The sequence below is a fragment of the Trabulsiella odontotermitis genome, assembly GCF_030053895.1.
Taxonomy (GTDB): Bacteria; Pseudomonadota; Gammaproteobacteria; order Enterobacterales; family Enterobacteriaceae; genus Trabulsiella; species Trabulsiella odontotermitis_C.
In genome coordinates this window covers 4319519-4344622 of record NZ_CP125781.1, presented here as the reverse complement: position 1 = coordinate 4344622, position 25104 = coordinate 4319519, and the positions used below count along the sequence as shown (strand labels likewise).

Sequence of the window (25104 nt, the reverse complement as noted above, 5' to 3'; positions counted from 1 at the left end):
TAAATCCCCAGGATTTGAACATTACAGAGAGCGTTAGGTGAATTTTCCATAAAAAACTCAACTAACGCGCCTGACCAGGCATCTTTCGTTTAGCGCGGCATTGTAACGAAAACGTTTGCGCGACGCTCGCGAATTTTCATTTTTTCTCGGGGTTGTGGATAAGTTTGTGTGTAAACAGGTATAACCCGGGGTTTTGCTGGGGAATGCAGCAGTCAGTCATTTTTGTGTCATTTTTCTGTTGCGGGCTGCAGAGAACTCCCTATAATGCGCCTCCATCGACACGGCGCTTGTGAACAACATCACATCGCGACGAGACGTCGGAAGAGAAAAACGCTGAAATTCAGGGTTGACTCTGAAAGAGGAAAGCGTAATATACGCCACCTCGCGACGGTGCGCTGTAAGCCGCGTCGCAACTGCTCTTTAACAATTTATCAGACAATCTGTGTGGGCACTCGGAGTGACTGGATTCTTAACGTCCTCGGACGAAAAATGAATACCAAGTCTCAAAGAGTGAACACGTAATTCATTACGAAGTTTAATTCTTAGAGCATCAAACTTAAATTGAAGAGTTTGATCATGGCTCAGATTGAACGCTGGCGGCAGGCCTAACACATGCAAGTCGAGCGGCAGCGGGGGGAAGCTTGCTTCCCCGCCGGCGAGCGGCGGACGGGTGAGTAATGTCTGGGAAACTGCCTGATGGAGGGGGATAACTACTGGAAACGGTAGCTAATACCGCATAACGTCTTCGGACCAAAGTGGGGGACCTTCGGGCCTCATGCCATCAGATGTGCCCAGATGGGATTAGCTTGTTGGTGGGGTAACGGCTCACCAAGGCGACGATCCCTAGCTGGTCTGAGAGGATGACCAGCCACACTGGAACTGAGACACGGTCCAGACTCCTACGGGAGGCAGCAGTGGGGAATATTGCACAATGGGCGCAAGCCTGATGCAGCCATGCCGCGTGTATGAAGAAGGCCTTCGGGTTGTAAAGTACTTTCAGCGGGGAGGAAGGTGCTGTGGTTAATAACCGCAGCAATTGACGTTACCCGCAGAAGAAGCACCGGCTAACTCCGTGCCAGCAGCCGCGGTAATACGGAGGGTGCAAGCGTTAATCGGAATTACTGGGCGTAAAGCGCACGCAGGCGGTCTGTCAAGTCGGATGTGAAATCCCCGGGCTCAACCTGGGAACTGCATCCGAAACTGGCAGGCTTGAGTCTTGTAGAGGGGGGTAGAATTCCAGGTGTAGCGGTGAAATGCGTAGAGATCTGGAGGAATACCGGTGGCGAAGGCGGCCCCCTGGACAAAGACTGACGCTCAGGTGCGAAAGCGTGGGGAGCAAACAGGATTAGATACCCTGGTAGTCCACGCCGTAAACGATGTCGACTTGGAGGTTGTGCCCTTGAGGCGTGGCTTCCGGAGCTAACGCGTTAAGTCGACCGCCTGGGGAGTACGGCCGCAAGGTTAAAACTCAAATGAATTGACGGGGGCCCGCACAAGCGGTGGAGCATGTGGTTTAATTCGATGCAACGCGAAGAACCTTACCTGGTCTTGACATCCACGGAAGTTTTCAGAGATGAGAATGTGCCTTCGGGAACCGTGAGACAGGTGCTGCATGGCTGTCGTCAGCTCGTGTTGTGAAATGTTGGGTTAAGTCCCGCAACGAGCGCAACCCTTATCCTTTGTTGCCAGCGATTAGGTCGGGAACTCAAAGGAGACTGCCAGTGATAAACTGGAGGAAGGTGGGGATGACGTCAAGTCATCATGGCCCTTACGACCAGGGCTACACACGTGCTACAATGGCATATACAAAGAGAAGCGACCTCGCGAGAGCAAGCGGACCTCATAAAGTATGTCGTAGTCCGGACTGGAGTCTGCAACTCGACTCCACGAAGTCGGAATCGCTAGTAATCGTGGATCAGAATGCCACGGTGAATACGTTCCCGGGCCTTGTACACACCGCCCGTCACACCATGGGAGTGGGTTGCAAAAGAAGTAGGTAGCTTAACCTTCGGGAGGGCGCTTACCACTTTGTGATTCATGACTGGGGTGAAGTCGTAACAAGGTAACCGTAGGGGAACCTGCGGTTGGATCACCTCCTTACCTGAAAGAACCTGCCTTCGAAGTGCTCACACAGATTGTCTGATGAAAAGTGAATAGCAGCAAGGCGTCTTGCGAAGCAGACTTTGTGTCCCCTTCGTCTAGAGGCCCAGGACACCGCCCTTTCACGGCGGTAACAGGGGTTCGAATCCCCTAGGGGACGCCACTTGCGCGGTAATGTGTGAAAGGCGTTGCCCACTGATATCTCAAAACTGACTCAGTGAGTCACGTTTGAGATATTTGCTCTTTAAAAATCTGGATCAAGCTGAAAATTGAAACGACACACAGTTTATGTGTGTTCGAGTCTCTCAAATTTTCGCAATCAGAAGACAACACTGTCAGAGGTGATGTGAGCGAAGTGAAGACAAGGCGTACCGCACGTAGCGAGCGCAGTGGACTTAATGTCCATGAGCATCGCGAGTACGGAACAACACAGTATTCACGACGCGCAACAAGCCGGACAGAACAAGACATCTTCGGGTTGTGAGGTTAAGCGACTAAGCGTACACGGTGGATGCCCTGGCAGTCAGAGGCGATGAAGGACGTGCTAATCTGCGAAAAGCGCCGGTAAGGTGATATGAACCGTTATAACCGGCGATGTCCGAATGGGGAAACCCGGTGCACTTCGGTGCATCATCGTAACATGAATACATAGTGTTGCGAGGCGAACCGGGGGAACTGAAACATCTAAGTACCCCGAGGAAAAGAAATCAACCGAGATTCCCCCAGTAGCGGCGAGCGAACGGGGAGGAGCCCAGAGTCTGAATCAGCATGTGTGTCAGTGGAAGCGTCTGGAAAGTCGCGCGATACAGGGTGAAAGCCCCGTACACAAAAACACACAGGCTGTGAACTCGATGAGTAGGGCGGGACACGTGGTATCCTGTCTGAATATGGGGGGACCATCCTCCAAGGCTAAATACTCCTGACTGACCGATAGTGAACCAGTACCGTGAGGGAAAGGCGAAAAGAACCCCGGCGAGGGGAGTGAAACAGAACCTGAAACCGTGTACGTACAAGCAGTGGGAGCACCCTTTGGGGTGTGACTGCGTACCTTTTGTATAATGGGTCAGCGACTTATATTCTGTAGCAAGGTTAACCGAATAGGGGAGCCGAAGGGAAACCGAGTCTTAATTGGGCGTTAAGTTGCAGGGTATAGACCCGAAACCCGGTGATCTAGCCATGGGCAGGTTGAAGGTTGGGTAACACTAACTGGAGGACCGAACCGACTAATGTTGAAAAATTAGCGGATGACCTGTGGCTGGGGGTGAAAGGCCAATCAAACCGGGAGATAGCTGGTTCTCCCCGAAAGCTATTTAGGTAGCGCCTCGTGAATTCATCTCCGGGGGTAGAGCACTGTTTCGGCCAGGGGGTCATCCCGACTTACCAACCCGATGCAAACTGCGAATACCGGAGAATGTTATCACGGGAGACACACGGCGGGTGCTAACGTCCGTCGTGAAGAGGGAAACAACCCAGACCGCCAGCTAAGGTCCCAAAGTCATGGTTAAGTGGGAAACGATGTGGGAAGGCCCAGACAGCCAGGATGTTGGCTTAGAAGCAGCCATCATTTAAAGAAAGCGTAATAGCTCACTGGTCGAGTCGGCCTGCGCGGAAGATGTAACGGGGCTAAACCATGCACCGAAGCTGCGGCAGCGACACTAAGTGTTGTTGGGTAGGGGAGCGTTCTGTAAGCCGTTGAAGGTGGTCTGTGAGGGCTGCTGGAGGTATCAGAAGTGCGAATGCTGACATAAGTAACGATAAAGCGGGTGAAAAGCCCGCTCGCCGGAAGACCAAGGGTTCCTGTCCAACGTTAATCGGGGCAGGGTGAGTCGACCCCTAAGGCGAGGCCGAAAGGCGTAGTCGATGGGAAACAGGTTAATATTCCTGTACTTGGTGTTACTGCGAAGGGGGGACGGAGAAGGCTGTGTCATCCGGGCGACGGTTGTCCCGGTTTAAGCGTGCAGGTGTGTGCTCCAGGCAAATCCGGAGTGCTTTAACACTGAGGCGTGATGACGAGGCACTACGGTGCTGAAGTGACAGATGCCCTGCTTCCAGGGAAAAGCCTCTAAGCTCCAGGTAACACGAAATCGTACCCCAAACCGACACAGGTGGTCAGGTAGAGAATACCAAGGCGCTTGAGAGAACTCGGGTGAAGGAACTAGGCAAAATGGTGCCGTAACTTCGGGAGAAGGCACGCTGGTGCGTAGGTGAAGTCCCTTGCGGATGGAGCTGAGACCAGTCGAAGATACCAGCTGGCTGCAACTGTTTATTAAAAAACACAGCACTGTGCAAACACGAAAGTGGACGTATACGGTGTGACGCCTGCCCGGTGCCGGAAGGTTAATTGATGGGGTCAGCCGTAAGGCGAAGCTCCTGATCGAAGCCCCGGTAAACGGCGGCCGTAACTATAACGGTCCTAAGGTAGCGAAATTCCTTGTCGGGTAAGTTCCGACCTGCACGAATGGCGTAATGATGGCCAGGCTGTCTCCACCCGAGACTCAGTGAAATTGAACTCGCTGTGAAGATGCAGTGTACCCGCGGCAAGACGGAAAGACCCCGTGAACCTTTACTATAGCTTGACACTGAACACTGGTCCTTGATGTGTAGGATAGGTGGGAGGCTTTGAAGTGTGGACGCCAGTCTGCATGGAGCCGCCCTTGAAATACCACCCTTTAATGGCTGGTGTTCTAACGTGGGCCCGTAAACCGGGTTGCGGACAGTGTCTGGTGGGTAGTTTGACTGGGGCGGTCTCCTCCTAAAGAGTAACGGAGGAGCACGAAGGTTGGCTAATCCTGGTCGGACATCAGGAGGTTAGTGCAATGGCATAAGCCAGCTTGACTGCGAGCGTGACGGCGCGAGCAGGTGCGAAAGCAGGTCATAGTGATCCGGTGGTTCTGAATGGAAGGGCCATCGCTCAACGGATAAAAGGTACTCCGGGGATAACAGGCTGATACCGCCCAAGAGTTCATATCGACGGCGGTGTTTGGCACCTCGATGTCGGCTCATCACATCCTGGGGCTGAAGTAGGTCCCAAGGGTATGGCTGTTCGCCATTTAAAGTGGTACGCGAGCTGGGTTTAGAACGTCGTGAGACAGTTCGGTCCCTATCTGCCGTGGGCGCTGGAGAATTGAGGGGGGCTGCTCCTAGTACGAGAGGACCGGAGTGGACGCATCACTGGTGTTCGGGTTGTCATGCCAATGGCACTGCCCGGTAGCTAAATGCGGAAGAGATAAGTGCTGAAAGCATCTAAGCACGAAACTTGCCCCGAGATGAGTTCTCCCTGAGACATTAAGTCTCCTGAAGGAACGTTGAAGACGACGACGTTGATAGGCCGGGTGTGTAAGCGCAGCGATGCGTTGAGCTAACCGGTACTAATGAACCGTGAGGCTTAACCTTACAACGCCGAAGATGTTTTGGCGTGAGAGACAGATTTTCAGCATTGATTCAGAGTAGGCAATAGTTTGCGCAGCGGCAAGGCGGCAAGCGAAGGAAAGGAAGGAGCATACAGAAGTATGTGACTGAGTTTACGAGCGCAGCCAACGCAGCGGATGCGATAAATTATTGCGTACTGAGCACAAGAATTTGCCTGGCGGCTTTAGCGCGGTGGTCCCACCTGACCCCATGCCGAACTCAGAAGTGAAACGCCGTAGCGCCGATGGTAGTGTGGGGCTTCCCCATGTGAGAGTAGGACACTGCCAGGCATTAATTAGGTGAAGAGGCCATCCGGAAGGATGGCCTTTTTGCGTTTTTGTCCTTTTTCACATCTCCTGAAATTGAAACTTTCTCACCTTTCGCTTCCAGACTCGACATTCTGATCAATTCTGGTTATCTTCAGCTATCTGGATGTCTAAACGTTTATACGTATGCTGTGAGGTAACAAGGTTATGCCGATTCGGGTACAGGACGAGCTACCAGCCGTCAATTTCTTGCGTGATGAAAACGTCTTTGTGATGACCGCATCGCGCGCGACAGGTCAGGAAATCCGCCCTCTGAAGGTGCTGATCCTTAACCTGATGCCAAAGAAGATCGAAACGGAAAACCAGTTTCTGCGTTTGCTCTCGAACTCGCCGCTACAGGTCGATATTCAGCTATTGCGCATCGATGCCCGCGAATCGCGTAACACGCCGGCCGAACATTTGAACAATTTTTACTGCAACTTTGACGATATACGCCATGAAAACTTTGATGGACTGATTGTCACGGGGGCGCCGCTGGGACTGGTTGAATTCAACGACGTTGCCTACTGGCCGCAAATCAGGCAGGTGCTGGAATGGGCAAAAGATCACGTGACCTCCACGCTGTTTGTCTGTTGGGCCGTACAGGCGGCACTCAATATTCTCTACGGTATTCCTAAACAAACCCGCACAGAAAAACTTTCCGGCGTTTATGAACATCACATCCTCCATCCTCATGCTCTGCTGACCCGCGGGTTTGATGACGCGTTTCTGGCTCCTCATTCACGCTATGCTGATTTCCCGGCGGCGCTTATTCGCGACTATACCGATCTCGAAATCCTCGCCGAAACGGACGACGGTGACGCTTACCTGTTTGCCAGCAAGGATAAACGCATCGCCTTTGTGACGGGTCATCCTGAATATGATGCGGATACCCTGGCGGGTGAATATTTCCGCGACGTTGAAGCCGGTCTGAATCCGGAAGTCCCCTATAACTATTTCCCGAAAAACGATCCGCAAAATCGTCCTCGTGCCAGCTGGCGAAGCCACGGCAATTTGTTGTTTACCAACTGGCTCAACTATTACGTCTACCAGATCACACCGTACGATCTGCGCCATATGAATCCAACACTGGATTAATCTCCTGACATTCAGGATCCTAAAGCGTTTCAGCATTCCACCACAGGCACCTTCGGGTGCCTTTTTCATTTCTGAAATCCACTTCATTCAGTAAATAAATTTTAAATTCTTTGTTATCAATACGTTGAAATGTTTTTAATTCAAAAATGGAAATTGTTTTTGATTTTGAAATTTAAATGAGTAGTCTTAATTGTGCTGAACGAAAACCACACAACGATCGTTCGTTCACGTTGGGGAAATCCTAAAGGATCGATTACGAGGAGCTGCGAAATGAATCAACAGGCAACAACCATCGATGAACTGGCGTTTAGTCAGCGACGTGGCGAACAGGAAGCGCAAATCCTGACGCCAGAAGCTGTAGAGTTTCTGACAGAACTGGTGACGCGTTTCACGGCTAAACGCAATAGCTTGCTGGCCGCTCGTGTCAAACAACAGCAGGATATCGATGGCGGAACACTGCCTGATTTTATTTCGGAAACAGATTCCATTCGTAAGAGTGAGTGGACGATCCGTGGCATCCCGGATGATTTACTGGATCGCCGCGTTGAAATCACCGGCCCGGTTGAGCGCAAAATGGTCATTAATGCCCTGAACGCTAACGTAAAAGTGTTCATGGCGGATTTTGAAGATTCTCTGGCGCCGAACTGGGACAAAGTGATCGAAGGCCAAATCAACCTGCGCGATGCGGTGAACGGCACCATCAGCTACACCAATGAAAACGGCAAAATCTACCAGTTGAAGCCCGATCCGGCGGTGCTGATCTGCCGCGTACGCGGCCTGCATTTACCGGAGAAGCACGTTACCTGGCGCGGTGAGGCTATCCCGGGAAGCCTGTTTGATTTCGCGCTCTACTTCTTCCATAACCACAAAAACTTATTAGCCAAAGGCAGCGGCCCTTATTTCTATCTGCCGAAAACGCAGGCCTGGCAGGAAGCGGCCTGGTGGAGCGATGTGTTCTGCTACGCGGAGGATCGCTTCGATCTGCCTCGCGGCACCATCAAAGCGACATTGCTGATCGAAACCCTGCCTGCGGTATTCCAGATGGACGAGATCCTGCATGCGCTGCGCGATCACATCGTCGGCCTGAACTGTGGCCGCTGGGATTACATTTTCAGCTATATCAAGACGCTGAAGAATTACCCGGATCGTGTCCTGCCGGATCGCCAGGTGGTCACCATGGACAAACCGTTCCTGAGCGCCTATTCGCGTCTGCTGATCAAAACCTGTCACCGCCGCGGAGCGTTTGCGATGGGCGGCATGGCAGCGTTTATTCCCAGCAAAGATGAGGAACGCAACGCGCAGGTACTGACGAAAGTGAAAGCGGACAAAGAGCTGGAAGCGAAGAACGGCCACGACGGCACCTGGGTGGCGCATCCGGGGCTGGCTGATACGGTGATGGCGGTCTTCGACGGCATTCTGGGTGAAAAGCCGAACCAGCTGTTTGTGACGCGGGAAACGGATGCGCCGATCACCGCCGAACAGCTGCTGGCGCCCTGCGATGGCGAACGTACCGAAGAGGGGATGCGCACGAATATCCGCGTCGCGGTTCAGTACATCGAAGCCTGGATTTCCGGCAACGGCTGCGTACCTATCTACGGTCTGATGGAAGACGCCGCCACCGCCGAGATCTCCCGTACCTCTATCTGGCAGTGGATCCATCACGAAAAGACGCTCAGCAATGGTAAACCCGTCACTCGCGAGTTGTTCCGGCAGATGCTGCGAGAAGAGATGCGCGTTATTCAGGCTGAGCTGGGCGAAGCGCGCTACAGCAGCGGCCGTTTTGATGATGCCGCACGCCTGATGGAAGAAATTACCACCTCTGACGAACTGATCGATTTCCTTACGCTGCCGGGCTACCGCCTGTTGCCTTAACTCACCACATAACGACATGGAGCATTTGCAAATGAAGACTCGTACCCAACAGATCGAAGAGTTACAAAAAGAATGGACACAACAAGCGCGCTGGGAAGGCATTCGTCGCCCCTACAGCGCGGACGAAGTGGTGAAATTACGTGGTTCGGTCAATCCGGAATGCACACTGGCGCAACTGGGTGCGGCGAAAATGTGGCGTTTACTGCACGGTGAAGCGAAAAAAGGTTACGTCAACAGCCTCGGCGCGCTGACTGGCGGGCAGGCGCTGCAACAGGCAAAAGCGGGTATCGAAGCGATTTATCTGTCTGGCTGGCAGGTGGCGGCGGATGCGAACCTCGCGTCCAGCATGTACCCGGATCAGTCGCTGTACCCGGCGAACTCCGTCCCTTCCGTGGTGGAGCGAATCAACAACACTTTCCGCCGTGCGGATCAGATCCAATGGGCCGCGGGTATCGAGCCAAATGATCCGCGTTTTGTCGACTATTTCCTGCCGATCGTTGCCGACGCGGAAGCGGGCTTCGGCGGCGTACTGAACGCCTTTGAACTGATGAAATCGATGATCGAAGCCGGTGCGGCGGCGGTTCACTTCGAAGATCAACTGGCGTCGGTGAAGAAGTGCGGACATATGGGCGGCAAAGTGCTGGTTCCGACGCAAGAAGCGATCCAGAAACTGGTGGCGGCACGTCTGGCGGCTGATGTAATGGGGGTTCCGACGCTGTTGGTCGCTCGTACTGATGCCGATGCGGCGGATCTGATCACCTCTGACTGTGACCCGTATGACAGCGCATTCATCACTGGCGAGCGTACCAGCGAAGGCTTTTACCGCACCCATGCCGGTATTGAACAGGCGATCAGCCGCGGGCTGGCATATGCTCCGTATGCAGATCTGGTGTGGTGTGAAACCTCCAAACCGGATCTCGAACAGGCGCGCCGTTTTGCTGAAGCCATCCATGCGCAGTACCCGGGCAAACTGCTGGCCTACAACTGCTCGCCGTCGTTTAACTGGAAGAAAAACCTCGACGATAAAACCATTGCCAGCTTCCAGCAGCAGCTCTCGGAGATGGGCTACAAGTTCCAGTTCATCACTCTCGCGGGCATCCATAGCATGTGGTACAACATGTTCGACCTGGCGCATGCCTATGCGCAGGGCGAGGGCATGAAGCACTACGTCGAAAAAGTGCAGCAGCCGGAATTCGCCGCAGGCAGCGAGGGTTACACTTTCGTCTCTCACCAGCAGGAAGTTGGCACTGGCTACTTCGACAATGTCACCACCATCATTCAGGGCGGCGCATCGTCGGTCACAGCGCTGACCGGCTCCACCGAAGAAGATCAGTTCTGATACTCTTTCCCCTCTCCATCCGGAGAGGGGCTACCGTGAGGGATAACGATGCAGCGTGGCCTGGAATTATTGATCGCTCAAACCATTCTGCAGGGCTTCGATGCGCAGTATGGCCGCTTTCTGGAAGTCACCTCAGGCGCGCAGCAGCGTTTTGAGCAGGCCGACTGGCACGCCGTGCAACAGGCCATGAAGCAGCGTATTAATCTTTATGATCATCACGTCGGTCTGGTGGTGGAGCAACTGCGTTGCATTACGGGCGACAGAAGCACAGACGCAACCTTCTTACTGGAAGTCAAAGCGCATTACACGCGTCTGCTACCCGACTACCCGCGCTTTGAGATTGCCGAGAGTTTTTTTAACTCGGTCTACTGCCGTCTCTTTGATCACCGCTCGCTGACCCCCGACCGGCTCTTTATTTTCAGTTCGCAGCCCGACCGCCGTTTTCGCACCATGCCACGCCCGCTGGCGAAAGATTTCTTTCCCGATCGCGGTTGGGGAACGTTATTAACCAACGTCTTGTCCGATCTGTCGTTACGACTGCCGTGGCAAAACAAAGCGCGGGATGTGGAATACATCATCGCGCATCTGACCGAAACCCTCGGGGCGCAGACGCTGCAACAGAGCTATTTGCAGGTGGCGAATGAGCTGTTTTATCGCAACAAAGCCGCCTGGCTGGTCGGGAAACTGTTCACCCCGACGGCGACATTGCCGTTTCTGCTGCCTATTCACCGCAGCGAAGATGGCGAGCTGTTTATTGATACGTGTCTGACGACCCACTCTGAAGCCAGCATTGTCTTTGGTTTCGCCCGATCCTATTTCATGGTTTACGCGCCGTTGCCTGCCGCCCTGGTGGAATGGTTACGCGAGTTGTTACCAGGGAAAACCACGGCGGAGCTGTATATGGCGATTGGTTGCCAGAAGCATGCAAAAACCGAAAGCTACCGTGAATACCTCAACTACATCCATTCTGCGGCGGATGAACAATTCACCGAAGCGCCAGGCATTCGCGGCATGGTGATGCTGGTGTTCACCCTGCCGGGGTTTGACCGCGTCTTCAAGGTGATTAAAGACCGCTTTGCCCCACAGAAAGAGGTCACGGCGGCGCATGTCCGCGCCTGTTATCAACTGGTCAAAGAACATGATCGCGTCGGACGCATGGCAGACACGCAGGAGTTTGAAAACTTCGTGCTGGAAAAGCAGCAGATTGACCCGGCGCTGATGACGCTACTGCTGACGGAGGCACCGGAAAAAATCACCGATCTCGGCGACCGTATCAGCATCAGCCATCTGTACATCGAGCGACGCATGGTGCCGCTCAATATCTGGCTGGAGCAGGTAGAAGGCCAGCAATTGCGTGATGCGATTGAAGAGTATGGCAACGCCATCCGCCAGCTTGCGGCGGCCAATATTTTCCCGGGCGATATGCTGTTCAAAAACTTCGGCGTCACGCGCCACGGGCGGGTGGTGTTCTACGATTACGACGAAATTTGCTACATGACGGAAGTGAATTTCCGCGACATTCCGCCACCACGGTACCCGGAAGATGAGCTGTCTGGCGAGCCGTGGTACAGCGTCTCACCTGGCGATGTGTTCCCGGAGGAGTTTCGCCACTGGCTCTGCGCCGACCCGCGTATCGGACCGCTGTTTGAAGAGATGCACGCCGATCTGTTCCGCGCCGACTACTGGCGCGGCCTGCAAACGCGCATCAAAAACGGCCACGTCGAAGATGTCTATGCTTACCGCAGACGGCAGCGTTTCAGCGTCCGCTACGGTAAGCAACCGCAGACCGATCAGGCGTAAAAATAGCGCACCACGTGAAAGAAGACCGGCGCGGCAAAGCACAGGGAATCAATGCGATCCATCATCCCGCCATGTCCTTCCAGCATCGCGCCAAAGTCTTTCACGCCACGGTCGCGTTTAATCGCAGACATGCACAACCCACCGGCAAAACCCAGCAGCGTGATCAACAGAGAGATGAAAAACGCTTCCACCGCATTGAAGGGCGTTACCCAGAGCAACGCGGCGCCGACGAGGCTGGCGCTCAGGATCCCACCGACAAAGCCTTCCACGGTTTTATTCGGGCTGAGTTTCGGCACGATAGCGCGCTTGCCCCACAGTTTACCGAACACATACTGCAGCACGTCGGAGATCTGCACGACAATCATCATAAACAGCACCAGCTTGATGTTTTCCCCCTCAAAACCGGGAATGGAGAGCATCAGCAACGCAGGCGCATGGCTGACACAATACACGGCGATCATCAGGCTCCACTGGATTTTGGCGCTGCGCTCCAGAAATTGCCGGGTATCGCTGGCGAGGGCAATGCGTGCAGGGATAAAGAGAAAAGCGTAGACCGGAATAAACACCACAAACAGGTTATACCATTCAATGCCGACCAGCAGATATTGCAGCGGCAGAATGACGAAAAAGCACCAGAACAGCGCCTCGTGATCTCCACGCCGGGTGGGTGTCAACGTAACGCATTCGCGTAATGCGAAGAAAGACATCAGTGCAAACAAGACGACGGAACCGATGGGGCCTACCAGCAACGCGATAACGGAAATGGTGCACATCACCCACCAGGCCCGAATACGGGCATTGAGATTAGCAATGGTGGCGTTTTGTTTTTTTCTCGCCAGCAGATAGCCAATAAGACTCGCGATGATCAGCAGACTAAATAGCCCCGCCAGCAGGAGCATTAATTCATGATCGGTATTACGCATGGGAAAGCGCCTCCAGCGCGACTTTGGCGCGATCCAAAAATTCCGCTTTGGTTTCATGTTCTGCAGGACCGCTTAACGGGGAGCCAAACGTTGCGCTGCAAATAATGGGAACGACCAGTTTCGAGCCTTTCGGCAACACGCGATTCAGGTTTTCCAGCCAGACCGGGATCAATTGCGCCTCCGGGTAGCGTTGCATCAAATGATAGAGCCCGCTTTTGAATTCCCCCAGCGCTTCGCCGCTTCCCCGGGTACCTTCAGGAAAGAAAATCAGCGACTCCCGCTTTTCCAGCACGTCGATGAGCGGAACCAGGGGATTTTCGTCTGGCAGCGGTTTACTGCTCTTGCCGTTACGCGCGATCAACACTGCGCCAAAGATGCGCGAGGAGAGATAACGGCGCAGGCGGCTCTTTTGCCAGTAATCGGCAGCAGCCACCGGATGGACCTTATCGCGCATCGCGGCGGGCATACTGGCCCAGATTACCAGTCCGTCAAGGTGGCTGCTGTGGTTGGCGAAGTAAATCGTTGGCCGTTCCGTTTGCGGAACGGATTGCCATCTGGCCTTAATGCCCGTCAGTAAACGGCAAAGACTGACCAGTAAAGCGCGCACGAGGGTTTTGTCAGGCGAGAAACTCATGAGCGTTCTCCTGCATGTAAATCGCGGATAATTTTCCGGGTACGATCAATACAGGTGATCACCGTGCCCGCCAGAATGATGGTCAGCACCGTCAGGCCAATGTGCTGCCCCCACTGCGGCACCACCGCAGCGGCCAGCGCGCCTGCCGTCAGCAACGCCATACGATGCTGCTTGGCCATCGGGCCGCTGAAGCGCTGTGTCAGCCCGCAGGTACCTCCCAGCAAACGGATATACGCCGTCGTAATGGCGAACAGCGCACAGGCCCAACCCAGCACGACGCCAGACGGAAAGTGAAGAAGGCCGTAACCCATGCCGAGCAACAGCAGGGTATCGGAGATGCGATCAGGAAGTTCGTTATATACCGCGCCTGCCGGGCTTCGTAAGCCACCTTCAACCGCCACCATGCCATCCAGCAGATTACAGATGAGCCGCCCCTGAATACCGGCGGCGGCGATCACTAACAGAATGCGTTGCACGAGCGTGCTGTCACTGTGCCAGACCAGCAAAAAGCACAGCGCCGCGATCGCAGCGAACAGAATGCTGAAGAGGGAGATGCCGTTGGGTGTACAACCTTTACGGCGGAGAAAGCGGGCGGCGGATGCTGCCCAGCGTGTTTCGCGCGCCCGAATGGGGCGGCGGTCCTGGATATCCTTTTCCATCAAGAGTGCTCAACTTTGGCTGTCGTTGAGCACGGATTATACTGCTTCGGCGGGAGATTAACGAACCCCGCCGTAGGCCAGCGTGACCTCTTTTGCGGCTTTGATCACTAGCGCGCCCAGTTCTGTCACCCGATCGTCAGTGATTCGTGAAATGGGTCCGGAAATGGATATTGCGGCGAACGGTTCGCGGTGTTCATCAAAGATGCAGGCCGCGATGCAGCGCAACCCCAGCGCGTGCTCTTCATCATCGAAGGAATAACCACGCTTACGCGTTTGTGCCAGGTCTTCTTTCAGATGCACCGGCGACACCAGCGTGGCGTGGGTATACGCATGCAGCCCCTTGCGATGCAGCAATGCGCTGACTTGCTCTTCGCTCAGTTGTGACAAAAACGCTTTCCCGGCACCCGACGCGTGCATCGGCAGTTTACCGCCAATCGGCGCGGACATGCGCATCAACTGGGTACACTGCACCTGGTCGATGATAATGGCCTGATGATCGCTCTGATCCAGCACCGCCAGATTGACCGTTTCGCCAGAGGTTTCCATTAGCGAGCGTAAAATCGGATGCACAATGGCCAGCAGATTACGGCTCTGCAAAAAGCTGCTGCCGACGATAAACGCGTGCGCGCCCACCGTCCAGTGCCCCAGATCGCCAGTCTGGCGCACGAAACCCAACTGCTGCATGGTGGTCAGCAAACGGTGAGTGGTGGAGTTAGGCAGTCCTGCCTGTTGCGCCAGTTCGGTCAGCGCCACGCTGCCGTGGGATTCCGCAATCCACTCCAGTAATTTCAGACCACGGGTTAGCGACTGGACTTGTCCGGCAGGCTGAGCGGCGACAGGGGCGGCTTTTCTGCCACGTTTGGCGGGAACGGTAGCGACCATAGCGGACTCCTTTTCTGTATCGTGGAAATCATTTTCGTTTTATTTATTGATAATGCAACCTCTATCCTTACTCATCGGATGAGTTATTCCCGGGAAAATGAACTTGTCTCATGTTAAGGCCATGTGACTTTTCCGTACTGCCGGTTTATGCCAGTATGGACTGCTGGCCTGTCGGCCTGGTTGATCGTTGTCGGGAGCACGTGTGAGCAACAAAGTTGAACAGCTGCATCAGCAGTTAAAAGAACGCATTCTGGTTCTGGATGGGGGCATGGGCACCATGATCCAGAGCTATCGTCTCGAAGAGCAGGATTTCCGCGGTGAACGCTTCGCCGACTGGCCCTGCGATCTGAAAGGAAACAATGATTTGCTGGCGATCATCCAACCGGAAACGATCGCCGCTATCCACTATGCCTACTTCGAAGCAGGCGCGGACATCATTGAAACCAACACCTTCAACTCGACGACCATCGCGATGGCGGATTACCAGATGGAATCCCTGTCGGCAGAAATCAACTTTGAAGCGGCAAAACTGGCGCGCGCCTGTGCCGATGAATGGACCGCGCGCACACCGGAAAAACCGCGCTACGTGGCAGGTGTGCTCGGCCCGACTAACCGCACGGCCTCTATTTCTCCGGACGTCAACGACCCGGCATTCCGTAATATCACCTTTGATCAACTGGTGGTGGCATACCGTGAGTCCACCCGTGCGCTGGTGGAAGGCGGCGCAGACCTGATTTTGATCGAGACCATCTTTGATACGCTCAATGCCAAGGCCGCGATTTACGCGGTAAAAGAAGAGTTCGAGACGCTGGGCGTTGATCTGCCGATCATGATTTCCGGCACCATCACCGACGCTTCCGGGCGTACGCTGTCCGGTCAGACGACCGAAGCGTTCTACAACTCGCTGCGTCACGCCGATGCGCTGACCTTTGGCCTGAACTGTGCGCTCGGCCCGGACGAGCTGCGCCAGTACGTGCAGGAGCTGTCGCGCATTGCCGAATGCTACGTCACCGCGCACCCGAACGCCGGGCTGCCGAACGCTTTTGGTGAATACGATCTCGACGCCGATACCATGGCAAAACAGATCCGCGAATGGGCAGAAGCCGGGTTTCTCAATATCGTCGGCGGCTGCTGCGGCACCACGCCGGAACACATCGCCGCCATGAGCCGCGCGGTGGAAGGCCTGGCGCCACGCCAGTTGCCGGAACTGCCGGTGGCCTGTCGTCTGTCTGGTCTCGAACCGCTGAATATCGGTGATGACAGCTTGTTTGTGAACGTCGGCGAACGGACTAACGTCACCGGTTCTGCGAAGTTCAAACGCCTGATCAAAGAAGAGAAGTACAACGAAGCGCTGGATGTGGCACGCCAGCAGGTGGAAAACGGCGCGCAGATCATCGACATCAACATGGACGAAGGGATGCTCGACGCTGAAGCGGCGATGGTGCGTTTCCTCAACCTGATTGCCGGTGAGCCGGATATCGCGCGTGTGCCGATCATGATCGACTCCTCAAAATGGGACGTCATCGAAAAAGGGCTGAAATGCATTCAGGGGAAAGGCATCGTCAACTCCATCTCGATGAAAGAGGGCGTTGAGGCGTTTATCCATCACGCGAAACAGGTACGTCGCTACGGTGCGGCTGTGGTGGTCATGGCGTTTGATGAAATCGGCCAGGCTGATACCCGCGAGCGTAAAATTGCGATCTGCCGTCGTGCCTACAAGATCCTGACTGAAGAGGTGGGTTTCCCGCCGGAAGACATCATTTTTGACCCCAATATCTTCGCGGTAGCGACCGGCATTGAAGAGCACAACAACTATGCGCAGGACTTTATCGGCGCCTGCGAAGACATCAAACGCGAACTGCCGCATGCGCTGATCTCTGGCGGTGTCTCTAACGTCTCTTTCTCGTTCCGCGGCAACGACCCGGTGCGCGAAGCTATCCACGCGGTGTTCCTCTATTACGCCATCCGTAACGGCATGGATATGGGCATCGTCAATGCCGGTCAACTGGCAATTTATGATGATCTGCCTGCCGAGTTGCGCGATGCGGTCGAGGACGTGATCCTCAATCGTCGCGACGATAGCACCGAGCGCTTGCTGGAACTGGCGGAAAAATATCGCGGTAGCAAGGCTGACGATGGCGCGAATGCCCAGCAGGCGGAATGGCGCTCATGGGACGTGAAAAAACGTCTCGAATATTCGCTGGTGAAAGGCATCACTGAGTTTATCGAGCAGGACACCGAAGAAGCTCGCCAGCAGGCGGCGCGCCCGATAGAAGTCATCGAAGGACCGCTGATGGACGGCATGAACGTGGTCGGCGATCTGTTTGGCGAAGGCAAAATGTTCCTGCCGCAGGTGGTGAAATCTGCCCGCGTGATGAAACAGGCAGTGGCGTACCTGGAGCCGTTTATCGAAGCCAGCAAAGAGAAGGGCTCCAGCAACGGCAAGATGGTTATCGCCACGGTGAAGGGCGATGTGCACGACATCGGCAAAAACATCGTTGGCGTGGTGCTGCAGTGCAACAACTACGAAATCGTTGATCTCGGCGTGATGGTCCCGGCGGATAAAATCCTCAAAACCGCCCGCGAAGTGAACGCCGATCTCATTGGCCTTTCCGGGCTGATTACGCCTTCGCTGGACGAAATGGTTAACGTGGCGAAGGAGATGGAACGCCAGGGCTTTACCATTCCGCTGTTGATTGGCGGCGCGACGACGTCGAAAGCGCACACGGCGGTGAAGATCGAACAGAACTACAGCGGCCCGACGGTTTATGTGCAGAACGCCTCGCGCACGGTTGGCGTGGTGTCGTCATTGCTCTCCGCGACGCAGCATGATGATTTTGTCGCCCGTACCCGCAAAGAATATGAAACGGTGCGTATCCAGCATGCGCGTAAAAAACCGCGCACGCCGCCAGTAACGCTGGAAGCCGCACGTGAAAATGATCTGGCCTTTGACTGGAGCAATTACACACCGCCGGTGGCGCACCGCCCTGGTGTACAGGATGTGACGGCCAGCATCGAAACGCTGCGCAACTACATCGACTGGACGCCGTTTTTCATGACCTGGTCGCTGGCAGGCAAATACCCGCGCATTCTGGAAGACGAAGTCGTGGGCGTTGAGGCTAAACGTCTGTTCCACGATGCCAACGCAATGCTCGACCAGCTCAGTGCAGAAAAAAGCCTGACGCCACGTGGCGTGGTGGGCCTGTTCCCGGCCAACCGCGTGGGCGATGACATCGAGATTTACCGTGATGAAACCCGCACTCATGTGTTGGCAGTGAGCCATCATTTGCGCCAGCAGACGGAAAAAGTCGGGTTTGCTAACTATTGCCTGGCGGATTTCGTCGCGCCGAAACTCTCCGGTAAAGCCGACTACATCGGCGCGTTCGCCGTCACCGGCGGGCTGGAGGAGGATGCGCTGGCGGAAGCGTACGAAGCACAGCATGATGATTACAACAAAATCATGGTCAAAGCGATTGCCGACCGTCTGGCAGAGGCGTTTGCGGAGTACCTTCACGAACGGGTGCGCAAAGTTTACTGGGGTTATGCGGCGAATGAGAATCTCAGCAACGAGGACCTGATCCGCGAAAATTACCAGGGCATTCGCCCGGCGCCGGGTTATCCGGCCTGCCCGGAACATACCGAAAAAGGGACTATCTGGCAGTTACTGGACGTCGAAGCGCGTATTGGTATGAAACTCACCGAGTCCTTCGCCATGTGGCCGGGCGCATCGGTATCGGGCTGGTACTTCAGCCATCCTGACAGCAAATATTTCGCCGTGGCACAGATCCAGCGCGATCAGGTAGAAGATTACGCCCGGCGTAAAGGGATGAGCGTGACAGACGTGGAGCGCTGGTTAGCGTCGCATTTAGGCTACGACGCCGACTGATTCATAAAACTGTCATCTTTCTTTACAACAAACAGGGCGCTCATAAGGCGCCTTGTCTCTTTATTAGTGGTAAACCCTTATACTAGAGAGAGGCCTGGCGCCTCAGGAAAATAAAGATAAGGAGAACCTGCATCCGTGTTGACGCTGTTACACTTGCTCTCTGCTGTTTCCCTGCTGGTATGGGGCACCCATATTGTCCGTACCGGCGTGATGCGTGTTTTTGGTGCGCGTTTACGTACCGTACTGAGCGGTAGTGTCGAAAAGAAACCGCTCGCCTTCTGCGCGGGTATCGGTGTGACTGCGCTGGTGCAGAGCAGTAACGCTACCACGATGCTGGTAACGTCATTCGTGGCGCAGGATCTGGTGGCGCTCACCCCTGCGCTGGTGATTGTCCTGGGCGCAGACGTGGGGACCGCGCTGATGGCGCGGGTGCTGACATTTGATCTCTCCTGGCTGTCGCCTTTACTGATTTTTATCGGTGTGATTTTCTTTTTGGGACGAAAACAGACTCGTGCCGGGCAACTGGGCCGCGTGGGGATTGGCCTCGGCTTGATCCTGCTGGCACTGGAGCTTATCGTCCAGGCGGTGCACCCTATCACCGAAGCGAGCGGCGTTCAGGTGATTTTTGCCTCGCTGACTGGCGACATCATGCTGGATGCGCTGATCGGCGCTGTCTTCGCACTGGTAAGTTACTCGAGCCTCGCCGCTGTGCTGCTGACCGCCACGCTCACTGCTGCCGGGATCATCGCCTTCCCGGTCGCGCTTTGTCTGGTGATCGGTGCTAACCTTGGCTCCGGCCTGCTGGCGATGCTGAACAACAGCGCCGCCAATGCCGCCGCTCGCCGCGTGGCGCTGGGCAGTCTGCTCTTTAAGCTGGTGGGCAGCCTGATTATCCTGCCATTTGTTCACCCGCTCGCCAGCCTGTTGCATGAGCTACCGCTGCCTGAATCAGAACTGGTGATTTATTTCCACGTGTTCTACAACCTGATCCGCTGCCTGACGATGGTGCCTTTCGCCGAGCCGATGGCGCGGTTCTGCAAACGTGTGATTCGTGATGAGCCTGAACTGGATGCGCGTCTGAAGCCAAAACATCTCGACACCACCGCGCTGGATACGCCGGCACTGGCGCTGGCCAATGCCGCGCGTGAGACCCTGCGCATGGGCGATGCCATGGAGCTGATGCTGGGCGGCCTGCATAACATCATGCACGGCGAACCGCGGGAAGAAAAAGAGCTGCGCAAGCTGGCAGATGACATCAACGTGCTGTATACCGCCATCAAACTCTATCTGGCGCGAATGCCGAAAGAGGAGCTGGCGGAAGAGGAATCCCGCCGCTGGGCGGAAATTATTGAAATGTCGCTGAACCTGGAGCAGGCGTCTGACATCGTCGAACGCATGGGCAGCGAGATTGCCGACAAATCGCTGGCTGCCCGCCGCGCGTTCTCCATTGAAGGGCTGAAAGAGCTGGATGCGCTCTACGAACAACTGCTCAGTAACCTGAAACTGGCGATGTCGGTATTCTTCTCCAGCGACGTTCCCAGCGCCCGCCGTCTGCGCCGCAACAAACACCGTTTCCGTATTTTGAATCGCCGTTACTCGCACGCGCATGTTGACCGGCTTCACCAGCAAAACGTGCAAAGCATCGAAACCAGCTCACTGCATCTGGGCCTGCTCGGCGACATGAAACGTCTGAACTCGCTGTTCTGCTCAGTGGCTTACAGCGTGATGGAGCAGCCGGACGAAGACGATGAGCGGGATGATTATTGACAACTGGTGTGTTTAATTGTTAACCCAATACCCAACGCATTCATGACAGCCAGTGTTGTTTTGAGCGTTGGGTTACCTTTCTCACTAAAAGACCGATAGAGTTGCTCACGAGAAAGACCTGTTTGTGCAGCAATTTGTGCCATACCTTTCGCGCGTGCGACGATGCCCAACGCTTTTGCGATATACGCGGCATCACCCGTTTCCAGAGCATCCGCCATGAATACGGCGATCTCTTCGTCGTTAACCAATGCTTCTGCGGGATCGTAGCGAGTGAGTTTATTCATAACCAAATACCTTCTCAATATCCAGTGAGTGTACCAGCGCTCTGGCGAGCAAAATGTCCTTACTCTGAGTACGTTTGTCGCCGCCACATAACAGGATGATTAGCATATTACCTTGTTGCTTGAAATATATGCGATAACCGGGGCCATGAAGGAGAATAGAGAGCGTCTGAAAGGGGGTGAATGGTATGTCACAGAATCTGGAATGACGCTCGGAAACAAGACCATTTGTGCCAGCGCGAAGGTAAGGTATATTTCGCCTTTACAGGAGAAACTATGCTGCCAACCCAATCAACCCGATTAAACAAATACATTAGCGAAAGTGGAATTTGCTCACGTCGCGAGGCTGACCGCTACATCGAACAGGGGAACGTGTTTATCAACGGTAAACGCGCCACCATTGGCGATCAGGTCGTCGCAGGCGATGTGGTGAAAGTGAATGGTCAACTCATTGAGCCAAGAAACGAAGAAGACCTGGTGTTTATCGCGTTGAACAAACCGGTTGGCATTGTGAGTACGACGGAAGACGGTGAACGGGATAACATCGTTGATTTTGTTAACCACAGTAGTCGCATTTTTCCGATTGGTCGCCTGGATAAAGACTCGCAGGGGCTGATCTTTCTGACCAACCACGGCGATCTGGTCAATAAAATTCTGCGTGCCGGTAATGACCATGAAAAAGAGTATCTGGTGACGGTGAATAAACCGATTACCGATGACTTCATTCGCGGCATGGGCGCAGGTGTGCCGATCCTCGGTACCGTCACAAAGAAGTGCAAAGTCAAAAAAGAGGCGCCGTTTACCTTCCGCATCACTCTCATTCAGGGACTGAACCGGCAAATCCGCCGCATGTGCGAGTACTTTGGTTTTGAAGTGACGAAACTGGAACGTACGCGGATCATGAACGTCAGCCTGAGCGGGATCCCGCAGGGTGAATGGCGTGATTTAACCGATGATGAGTTGATTGCGCTTTTTAAGCTTATCGAAGATTCGTCGTCGGAAGCGAAGCCGAAAGCAAAGGTGAAGGCCAAACCGAAAACACCATCCAGTGCGGCAAAAAAACCGGCCACCAGTGGCGGGAAAAATATGGCCAAAACGCCTGCAGAAATGGCCAACCGTAAGCGCTTTACCTCGCCGGGGCGGAAAAAGAAAGGGCGCTAATTAGCGCCTTCCACGGGTCGAGGTATTGGCAGACCAGGAGAATGTTGCGTTCTCATCCGGTTTATAAGCCTGTTGCTTTTTCAGCTTGCGGGCTTTTTTGGCTTCAGCGTCACGTTGCGCCATCAGCTTGTCGATGTACTCTTTTTTGACCTGATTGGTTTCGGCGTTGGTCAGGGGACGGCCATGTGAGATGCGCGCGCGGTCGAGCAATGTTTTCAGCTCACGCTGCTCGCTTTCTGTCATGTCTTTTTGGGTTAATCGTGCTATGGGCATCACTGAAGCCTCCTGGTAGGGAGGCTTCAGTGTAAAGCAAGCGCGTGCAGGCGCGAAGCGAATTAGCCCTGTTTCACTACTTCTTTTTTCTGTTGTTCATCAACCGGCTTATCGGACCAGTAACCCGCCAGCAGTGAACCCGACAGGTTGTGCCAGACGGAGAACAGCGCGCCGGGGAGGGCGGCGAGTGGGCCGAAGTAGATTTTGCCGAGAGCAGCGGCGAGCCCGGAGTTCTGCATACCCACTTCAATCGCCAGTGTGCGGCAGGTGGATTCATCGAAACCGAACAGACGACCACCCCAGTAACCCCCCAGCAGGCCGATGCTGTTATGCAGAATAACCGCGATAATCACCATCAGACCCACTGACGCGATATGCGATGCGGAACCGGCCACCACAGCGCTGATGATCGCCAGGATGCAGATCATGGAGAATGCCGGGAGATAAGGCTCTATCGCCTTCACCACACGCGGCAGCAGATGATGCACCACCAGCCCTAAGGCAATCGGGATCACCACGATTTGCAGAATGCTGAGCAGCATTCCCATCACGTCCACTTGAATGTGGGCGTCAACGTACAGGCGTGTCAGCAGTGGGGTCGCGACAACACCCACCAGCGTCGATACCGACGAGATAGTGACCGACAGCGCGACATCACCTTTCGCCAGATAGATCATGACGTTTGACGCCGTGCCGCTGGCAACACTGCCTACCAGCACCATGCCTGCGGACAATTCCGGCGGCATGCGAAACGCCAGCGCCAGCAGCCAGGCGGCGAGCGGCATCACCAGATAGTGCAGGAAAATCCCCGCGGCAACTGGTGCCGGGCGCGACAGCACGCGCTTAAAATCATCCACTTTCAGATGCACGCCCATGCCAAACATGATCAGCATCAGCAGCGTAGTGACCCAGGGGCCAATAGGGGTAAAGGTCGAGGGCGTGTAGTACGCAATAATCGAGAGCAGCAGTGCCCATAACGGGAACAGCCTGGTGAATATTCCTGACATTTTGTATTCCTTGCGATCGTGTTGTGTTGTGTTTTTTTATAAAAAGGCCGGGTTCGAGCCCGGCCATAGGTATGGTTTATCGTGTAGTGTAATTTTATTCAAATAAATTATGGTGAAGTTTCTGCACGACTTTTTCTGATTCGTTACCCGGCACGAGGAAACACAGGTTGTAGCTGGAAGCACCGTAGCAAATCATGCGGATGTTGAACGGCTCCAGCACGCCAAACACCTCTTTGCCAACACCGCAGGCTCTGGAGAGGTGATTACCAATCAGCGCTACCAGCGCCAGCCCTTCTTCGACTTCAACGCGGCACAGGGAAGAGAGCTCGGTCAGCAGCGCCTGTGTCAGCAGAGTATCGCCGGTTGAGGTGGAGCCGGTGGTATCCAGCGTCAGCGCGATGCTCACTTCTGAAGTGGTGATGAGATCGACCGAAATATTGTGACGCGCCAGAATACCGAACACCTCCGCCAGGAAACCACGGGAGTGCAGCATATTCAGGCTGTGCAGCGTTACCAGCGTCTGGTTGCGACGCAGCGCCAGCGCGCGGAACAGCGGCGGGTTCTCGGTTTTATTGCAGACCAGCGTACCGCCCGCTTTCGGATCTTTACTTGAGCCCACGAATACCGGAATTTCGCTGCGTACGGCGGGCAGCAGGGTCGCCGGGTGCAGCACTTTCGCGCCGAAGGTCGCCATCTCGGCGGCTTCCTCAAAGGCGATTTCATTGATGCGCCGTGCGGCAGGCACAATGCGCGGATCGGTGGTGTAAATGCCCGGGACGTCAGTCCAGATATCGACACGTTTCGCTTTCAGAGCTTCGCCCAGCAACGCAGCGGTATAGTCACTGCCGCCACGGCCAAGCGTGGTGGTGCGGCCTTTGCCTTCGCTGCCGATAAAGCCCTGGGTGATGACCATGCCTTCCGCCAGGCGTGGCGCGAGCTGCTGAAGGCAAAGCTCGGACAGTGCCGCGACATCCGGCTCGGCGCGGCCAAAACGATCGTTAGTGCGCATCACTTTACGCACGTCAAACCACTGCGCCTGAACCCCGCGCTCACGCAGAATTTCCACAAACAACAGCGTGGACATCAGCTCGCCATGGCTGACCAGTTCATCGGTCAGCGCATTGGAGGTAGCCAGCGACGCGGCCTCCGCCAGGGTGGTGATATTTTCCAGCAGACGCTCAATCTCTTCGCGGATCACATTTGGATTCCGCAGGCGATCGAGAATATCGAGCTGGATTTGACGAATGGCATCGAGTCTGGCGAAACGCTCGGTGGCTTCCAGGCCTTCCGCCAGCGCCACCAGCAGATTGGTAATGCCCGCCGAGGCGGAAAGCACCACCAGTCGGGTATTGGGATCGGCGAGCACGACATCCGCGCTACGGTTCATCGCGTCGAAGTCAGCAACGCTGGTACCGCCAAATTTGGCGACGACTAAATCTGTCATAACAACCTCGTGTCAGGGAGTGAAAATAGTGACCTTGGCACAAGAGCAGAACAGTAATCGAACCAGGCGCAGGTACCGTATTCATAAATAAAATGCGAGGCGGGGCGCTGTCAACGCTTAGGTTATGCGGATTTTTTATGCTGGCAGAGGATCAAGAAATCTCGCTTATAAAAGTGTGATCTGAAGACATTTTTTAGCCGCTTTTGCCCTCATCCTGAAAAAGCATCACAATTTTTATCTGCAGGCGCTACAATCGAGCGAAGTC

At 54.8% G+C, this 25104-nt stretch carries 15 protein-coding genes, 1 tRNA gene and 3 rRNA genes; 11 read left to right on the top strand and 8 right to left on the bottom strand.

Annotation, left to right across the window (positions count from 1 at the left end):
• Positions 1-558 precede the first annotated feature (558 nt).
• The 8 genes from QMG90_RS20660 to aceK all read left to right on the top strand — a co-directional run bounded on the left by QMG90_RS20660 (position 559) and on the right by aceK (position 11922).
• Positions 559-2100: ribosomal RNA gene (locus tag QMG90_RS20660) — 16S ribosomal RNA — on the top strand.
• Between the two features lie 87 nt (positions 2101-2187).
• Positions 2188-2263, top strand: a tRNA-Glu gene (locus QMG90_RS20655).
• A 321-nt stretch (positions 2264-2584) separates the two neighbouring features.
• Positions 2585-5493, top strand: a 23S ribosomal RNA gene (locus QMG90_RS20650).
• Between the two features lie 189 nt (positions 5494-5682).
• A 5S ribosomal RNA gene (rrf, locus tag QMG90_RS20645) occupies positions 5683-5798 on the top strand.
• Together the 16S, 23S and 5S rRNA genes with 1 tRNA gene alongside form the textbook arrangement of a ribosomal RNA operon.
• A gap of 183 nt (positions 5799-5981) precedes the next feature.
• Positions 5982-6911, top strand: a complete 930-nt coding sequence (gene metA / locus QMG90_RS20640; RefSeq protein ID WP_283281560.1) for a homoserine O-acetyltransferase MetA — start codon at positions 5982-5984, stop codon at positions 6909-6911.
• Positions 6912-7181: 270 nt separating this feature from the next.
• Complete coding sequence (aceB, locus tag QMG90_RS20635; protein WP_283281559.1) at positions 7182-8783, top strand: malate synthase A; 1602 nt, start codon at positions 7182-7184, stop codon at positions 8781-8783.
• A 31-nt stretch (positions 8784-8814) separates the two neighbouring features.
• The gene (gene aceA, locus QMG90_RS20630; protein ID WP_283281558.1) at positions 8815-10122 is read left to right on the top strand and encodes an isocitrate lyase; all 1308 of its coding nucleotides are present in this window, start codon (positions 8815-8817) and stop codon (positions 10120-10122) included.
• A gap of 48 nt (positions 10123-10170) precedes the next feature.
• The gene (gene aceK / locus QMG90_RS20625) at positions 10171-11922 is read left to right on the top strand and encodes a bifunctional isocitrate dehydrogenase kinase/phosphatase (protein WP_283281556.1); all 1752 of its coding nucleotides are present in this window, start codon (positions 10171-10173) and stop codon (positions 11920-11922) included.
• Here aceK and QMG90_RS20620 read toward each other — a convergent pair.
• Genes QMG90_RS20620 through iclR form a run of 4 tightly spaced genes read right to left on the bottom strand, consistent with a single transcriptional unit; the run spans position 11913 to position 15020 of the window.
• Positions 11913-12845 (bottom strand): phosphatidate cytidylyltransferase, encoded by a 933-nt coding sequence (locus tag QMG90_RS20620; protein ID WP_283281554.1) that lies wholly within the window; start codon positions 12843-12845, stop codon positions 11913-11915. The genes aceK and QMG90_RS20620 overlap by 10 nt on opposite strands.
• Positions 12838-13479, bottom strand: coding sequence for a lysophospholipid acyltransferase family protein (locus tag QMG90_RS20615; protein WP_283281552.1), 642 nt, complete (start codon positions 13477-13479; stop codon positions 12838-12840). Before QMG90_RS20615 ends, QMG90_RS20620 begins: the two co-directional genes overlap by 8 nt.
• Entirely contained in the window at positions 13476-14138 is a 663-nt protein-coding gene (locus QMG90_RS20610) for a CDP-alcohol phosphatidyltransferase family protein (RefSeq protein WP_283281550.1), read from the bottom strand. The genes QMG90_RS20615 and QMG90_RS20610 overlap by 4 nt, the downstream gene beginning before the upstream one ends.
• A gap of 57 nt (positions 14139-14195) precedes the next feature.
• Complete coding sequence (gene iclR, locus QMG90_RS20605; RefSeq protein ID WP_283281548.1) at positions 14196-15020, bottom strand: glyoxylate bypass operon transcriptional repressor IclR; 825 nt, start codon at positions 15018-15020, stop codon at positions 14196-14198.
• A gap of 202 nt (positions 15021-15222) precedes the next feature.
• Between iclR and metH the strand changes: the two genes are divergently transcribed.
• A complete protein-coding gene (metH, locus tag QMG90_RS20600; RefSeq protein WP_283281546.1) occupies positions 15223-18906 on the top strand; it encodes a methionine synthase in 3684 nt (1227 codons plus the stop codon).
• A gap of 135 nt (positions 18907-19041) precedes the next feature.
• On the top strand, positions 19042-20673 hold the full coding sequence (locus QMG90_RS20595; protein ID WP_283281544.1) for a Na/Pi cotransporter family protein: 1632 nt from the start codon (positions 19042-19044) through the stop codon (positions 20671-20673).
• Here the strand turns inward: QMG90_RS20595 and QMG90_RS20590 are convergent.
• Positions 20667-20957 (bottom strand): addiction module antidote protein, encoded by a 291-nt coding sequence (locus QMG90_RS20590; RefSeq protein WP_054179791.1) that lies wholly within the window; start codon positions 20955-20957, stop codon positions 20667-20669. The genes QMG90_RS20595 and QMG90_RS20590 overlap by 7 nt on opposite strands.
• Positions 20958-21230: 273 nt before the next feature.
• Between QMG90_RS20590 and rluF the strand changes: the two genes are divergently transcribed.
• Positions 21231-22115, top strand: coding sequence for a 23S rRNA pseudouridine(2604) synthase RluF (rluF, locus tag QMG90_RS20585; RefSeq protein WP_283281541.1), 885 nt, complete (start codon positions 21231-21233; stop codon positions 22113-22115).
• On the opposite strand, the gene QMG90_RS20580 is transcribed toward rluF, so the two are convergent.
• The 3 genes from QMG90_RS20580 to lysC all read right to left on the bottom strand — a co-directional run bounded on the left by QMG90_RS20580 (position 22116) and on the right by lysC (position 24839).
• Positions 22116-22388: a YjbD family protein gene (locus tag QMG90_RS20580; protein WP_283284014.1), complete on the bottom strand. Its 273-nt coding sequence runs from the start codon at positions 22386-22388 to the stop codon at positions 22116-22118.
• Between the two features lie 62 nt (positions 22389-22450).
• Positions 22451-23395 carry a ketopantoate/pantoate/pantothenate transporter PanS gene (panS, locus tag QMG90_RS20575; RefSeq protein ID WP_283281539.1) on the bottom strand — a complete coding sequence of 315 codons (945 nt, stop codon included), beginning with the start codon at positions 23393-23395 and terminating at the stop codon, positions 22451-22453.
• Between the two features lie 94 nt (positions 23396-23489).
• Positions 23490-24839 carry a lysine-sensitive aspartokinase 3 gene (lysC, locus tag QMG90_RS20570; protein WP_283281538.1) on the bottom strand — a complete coding sequence of 450 codons (1350 nt, stop codon included), beginning with the start codon at positions 24837-24839 and terminating at the stop codon, positions 23490-23492.
• Positions 24840-25104 lie beyond the last annotated feature (265 nt).

Bases quoted from the DNA above. Each gene is read 5' to 3' on its own strand.
- metA (WP_283281560.1), top strand. From the start codon at position 5,982: ATGCCGATTCGGGTACAGGACGAGCTACCAGCCGTCAATTTCTTGCGT.
- aceB (WP_283281559.1), top strand. From the start codon at position 7,182: ATGAATCAACAGGCAACAACCATCGATGAACTGGCGTTTAGTCAGCGA.
- aceA (WP_283281558.1), top strand. From the start codon at position 8,815: ATGAAGACTCGTACCCAACAGATCGAAGAGTTACAAAAAGAATGGACA.
- aceK (WP_283281556.1), top strand. From the start codon at position 10,171: ATGCAGCGTGGCCTGGAATTATTGATCGCTCAAACCATTCTGCAGGGC.
- QMG90_RS20620 (WP_283281554.1), bottom strand. From the start codon at position 12,845: ATGCGTAATACCGATCATGAATTAATGCTCCTGCTGGCGGGGCTATTT.
- QMG90_RS20615 (WP_283281552.1), bottom strand. From the start codon at position 13,479: ATGAGTTTCTCGCCTGACAAAACCCTCGTGCGCGCTTTACTGGTCAGT.
- QMG90_RS20610 (WP_283281550.1), bottom strand. From the start codon at position 14,138: ATGGAAAAGGATATCCAGGACCGCCGCCCCATTCGGGCGCGCGAAACA.
- iclR (WP_283281548.1), bottom strand. From the start codon at position 15,020: ATGGTCGCTACCGTTCCCGCCAAACGTGGCAGAAAAGCCGCCCCTGTC.
- QMG90_RS20590 (WP_054179791.1), bottom strand. From the start codon at position 20,957: ATGAATAAACTCACTCGCTACGATCCCGCAGAAGCATTGGTTAACGAC.
- rluF (WP_283281541.1), top strand. From the start codon at position 21,231: ATGCTGCCAACCCAATCAACCCGATTAAACAAATACATTAGCGAAAGT.
- QMG90_RS20580 (WP_283284014.1), bottom strand. From the start codon at position 22,388: ATGCCCATAGCACGATTAACCCAAAAAGACATGACAGAAAGCGAGCAG.
- panS (WP_283281539.1), bottom strand. From the start codon at position 23,395: ATGTCAGGAATATTCACCAGGCTGTTCCCGTTATGGGCACTGCTGCTC.
- lysC (WP_283281538.1), bottom strand. From the start codon at position 24,839: ATGACAGATTTAGTCGTCGCCAAATTTGGCGGTACCAGCGTTGCTGAC.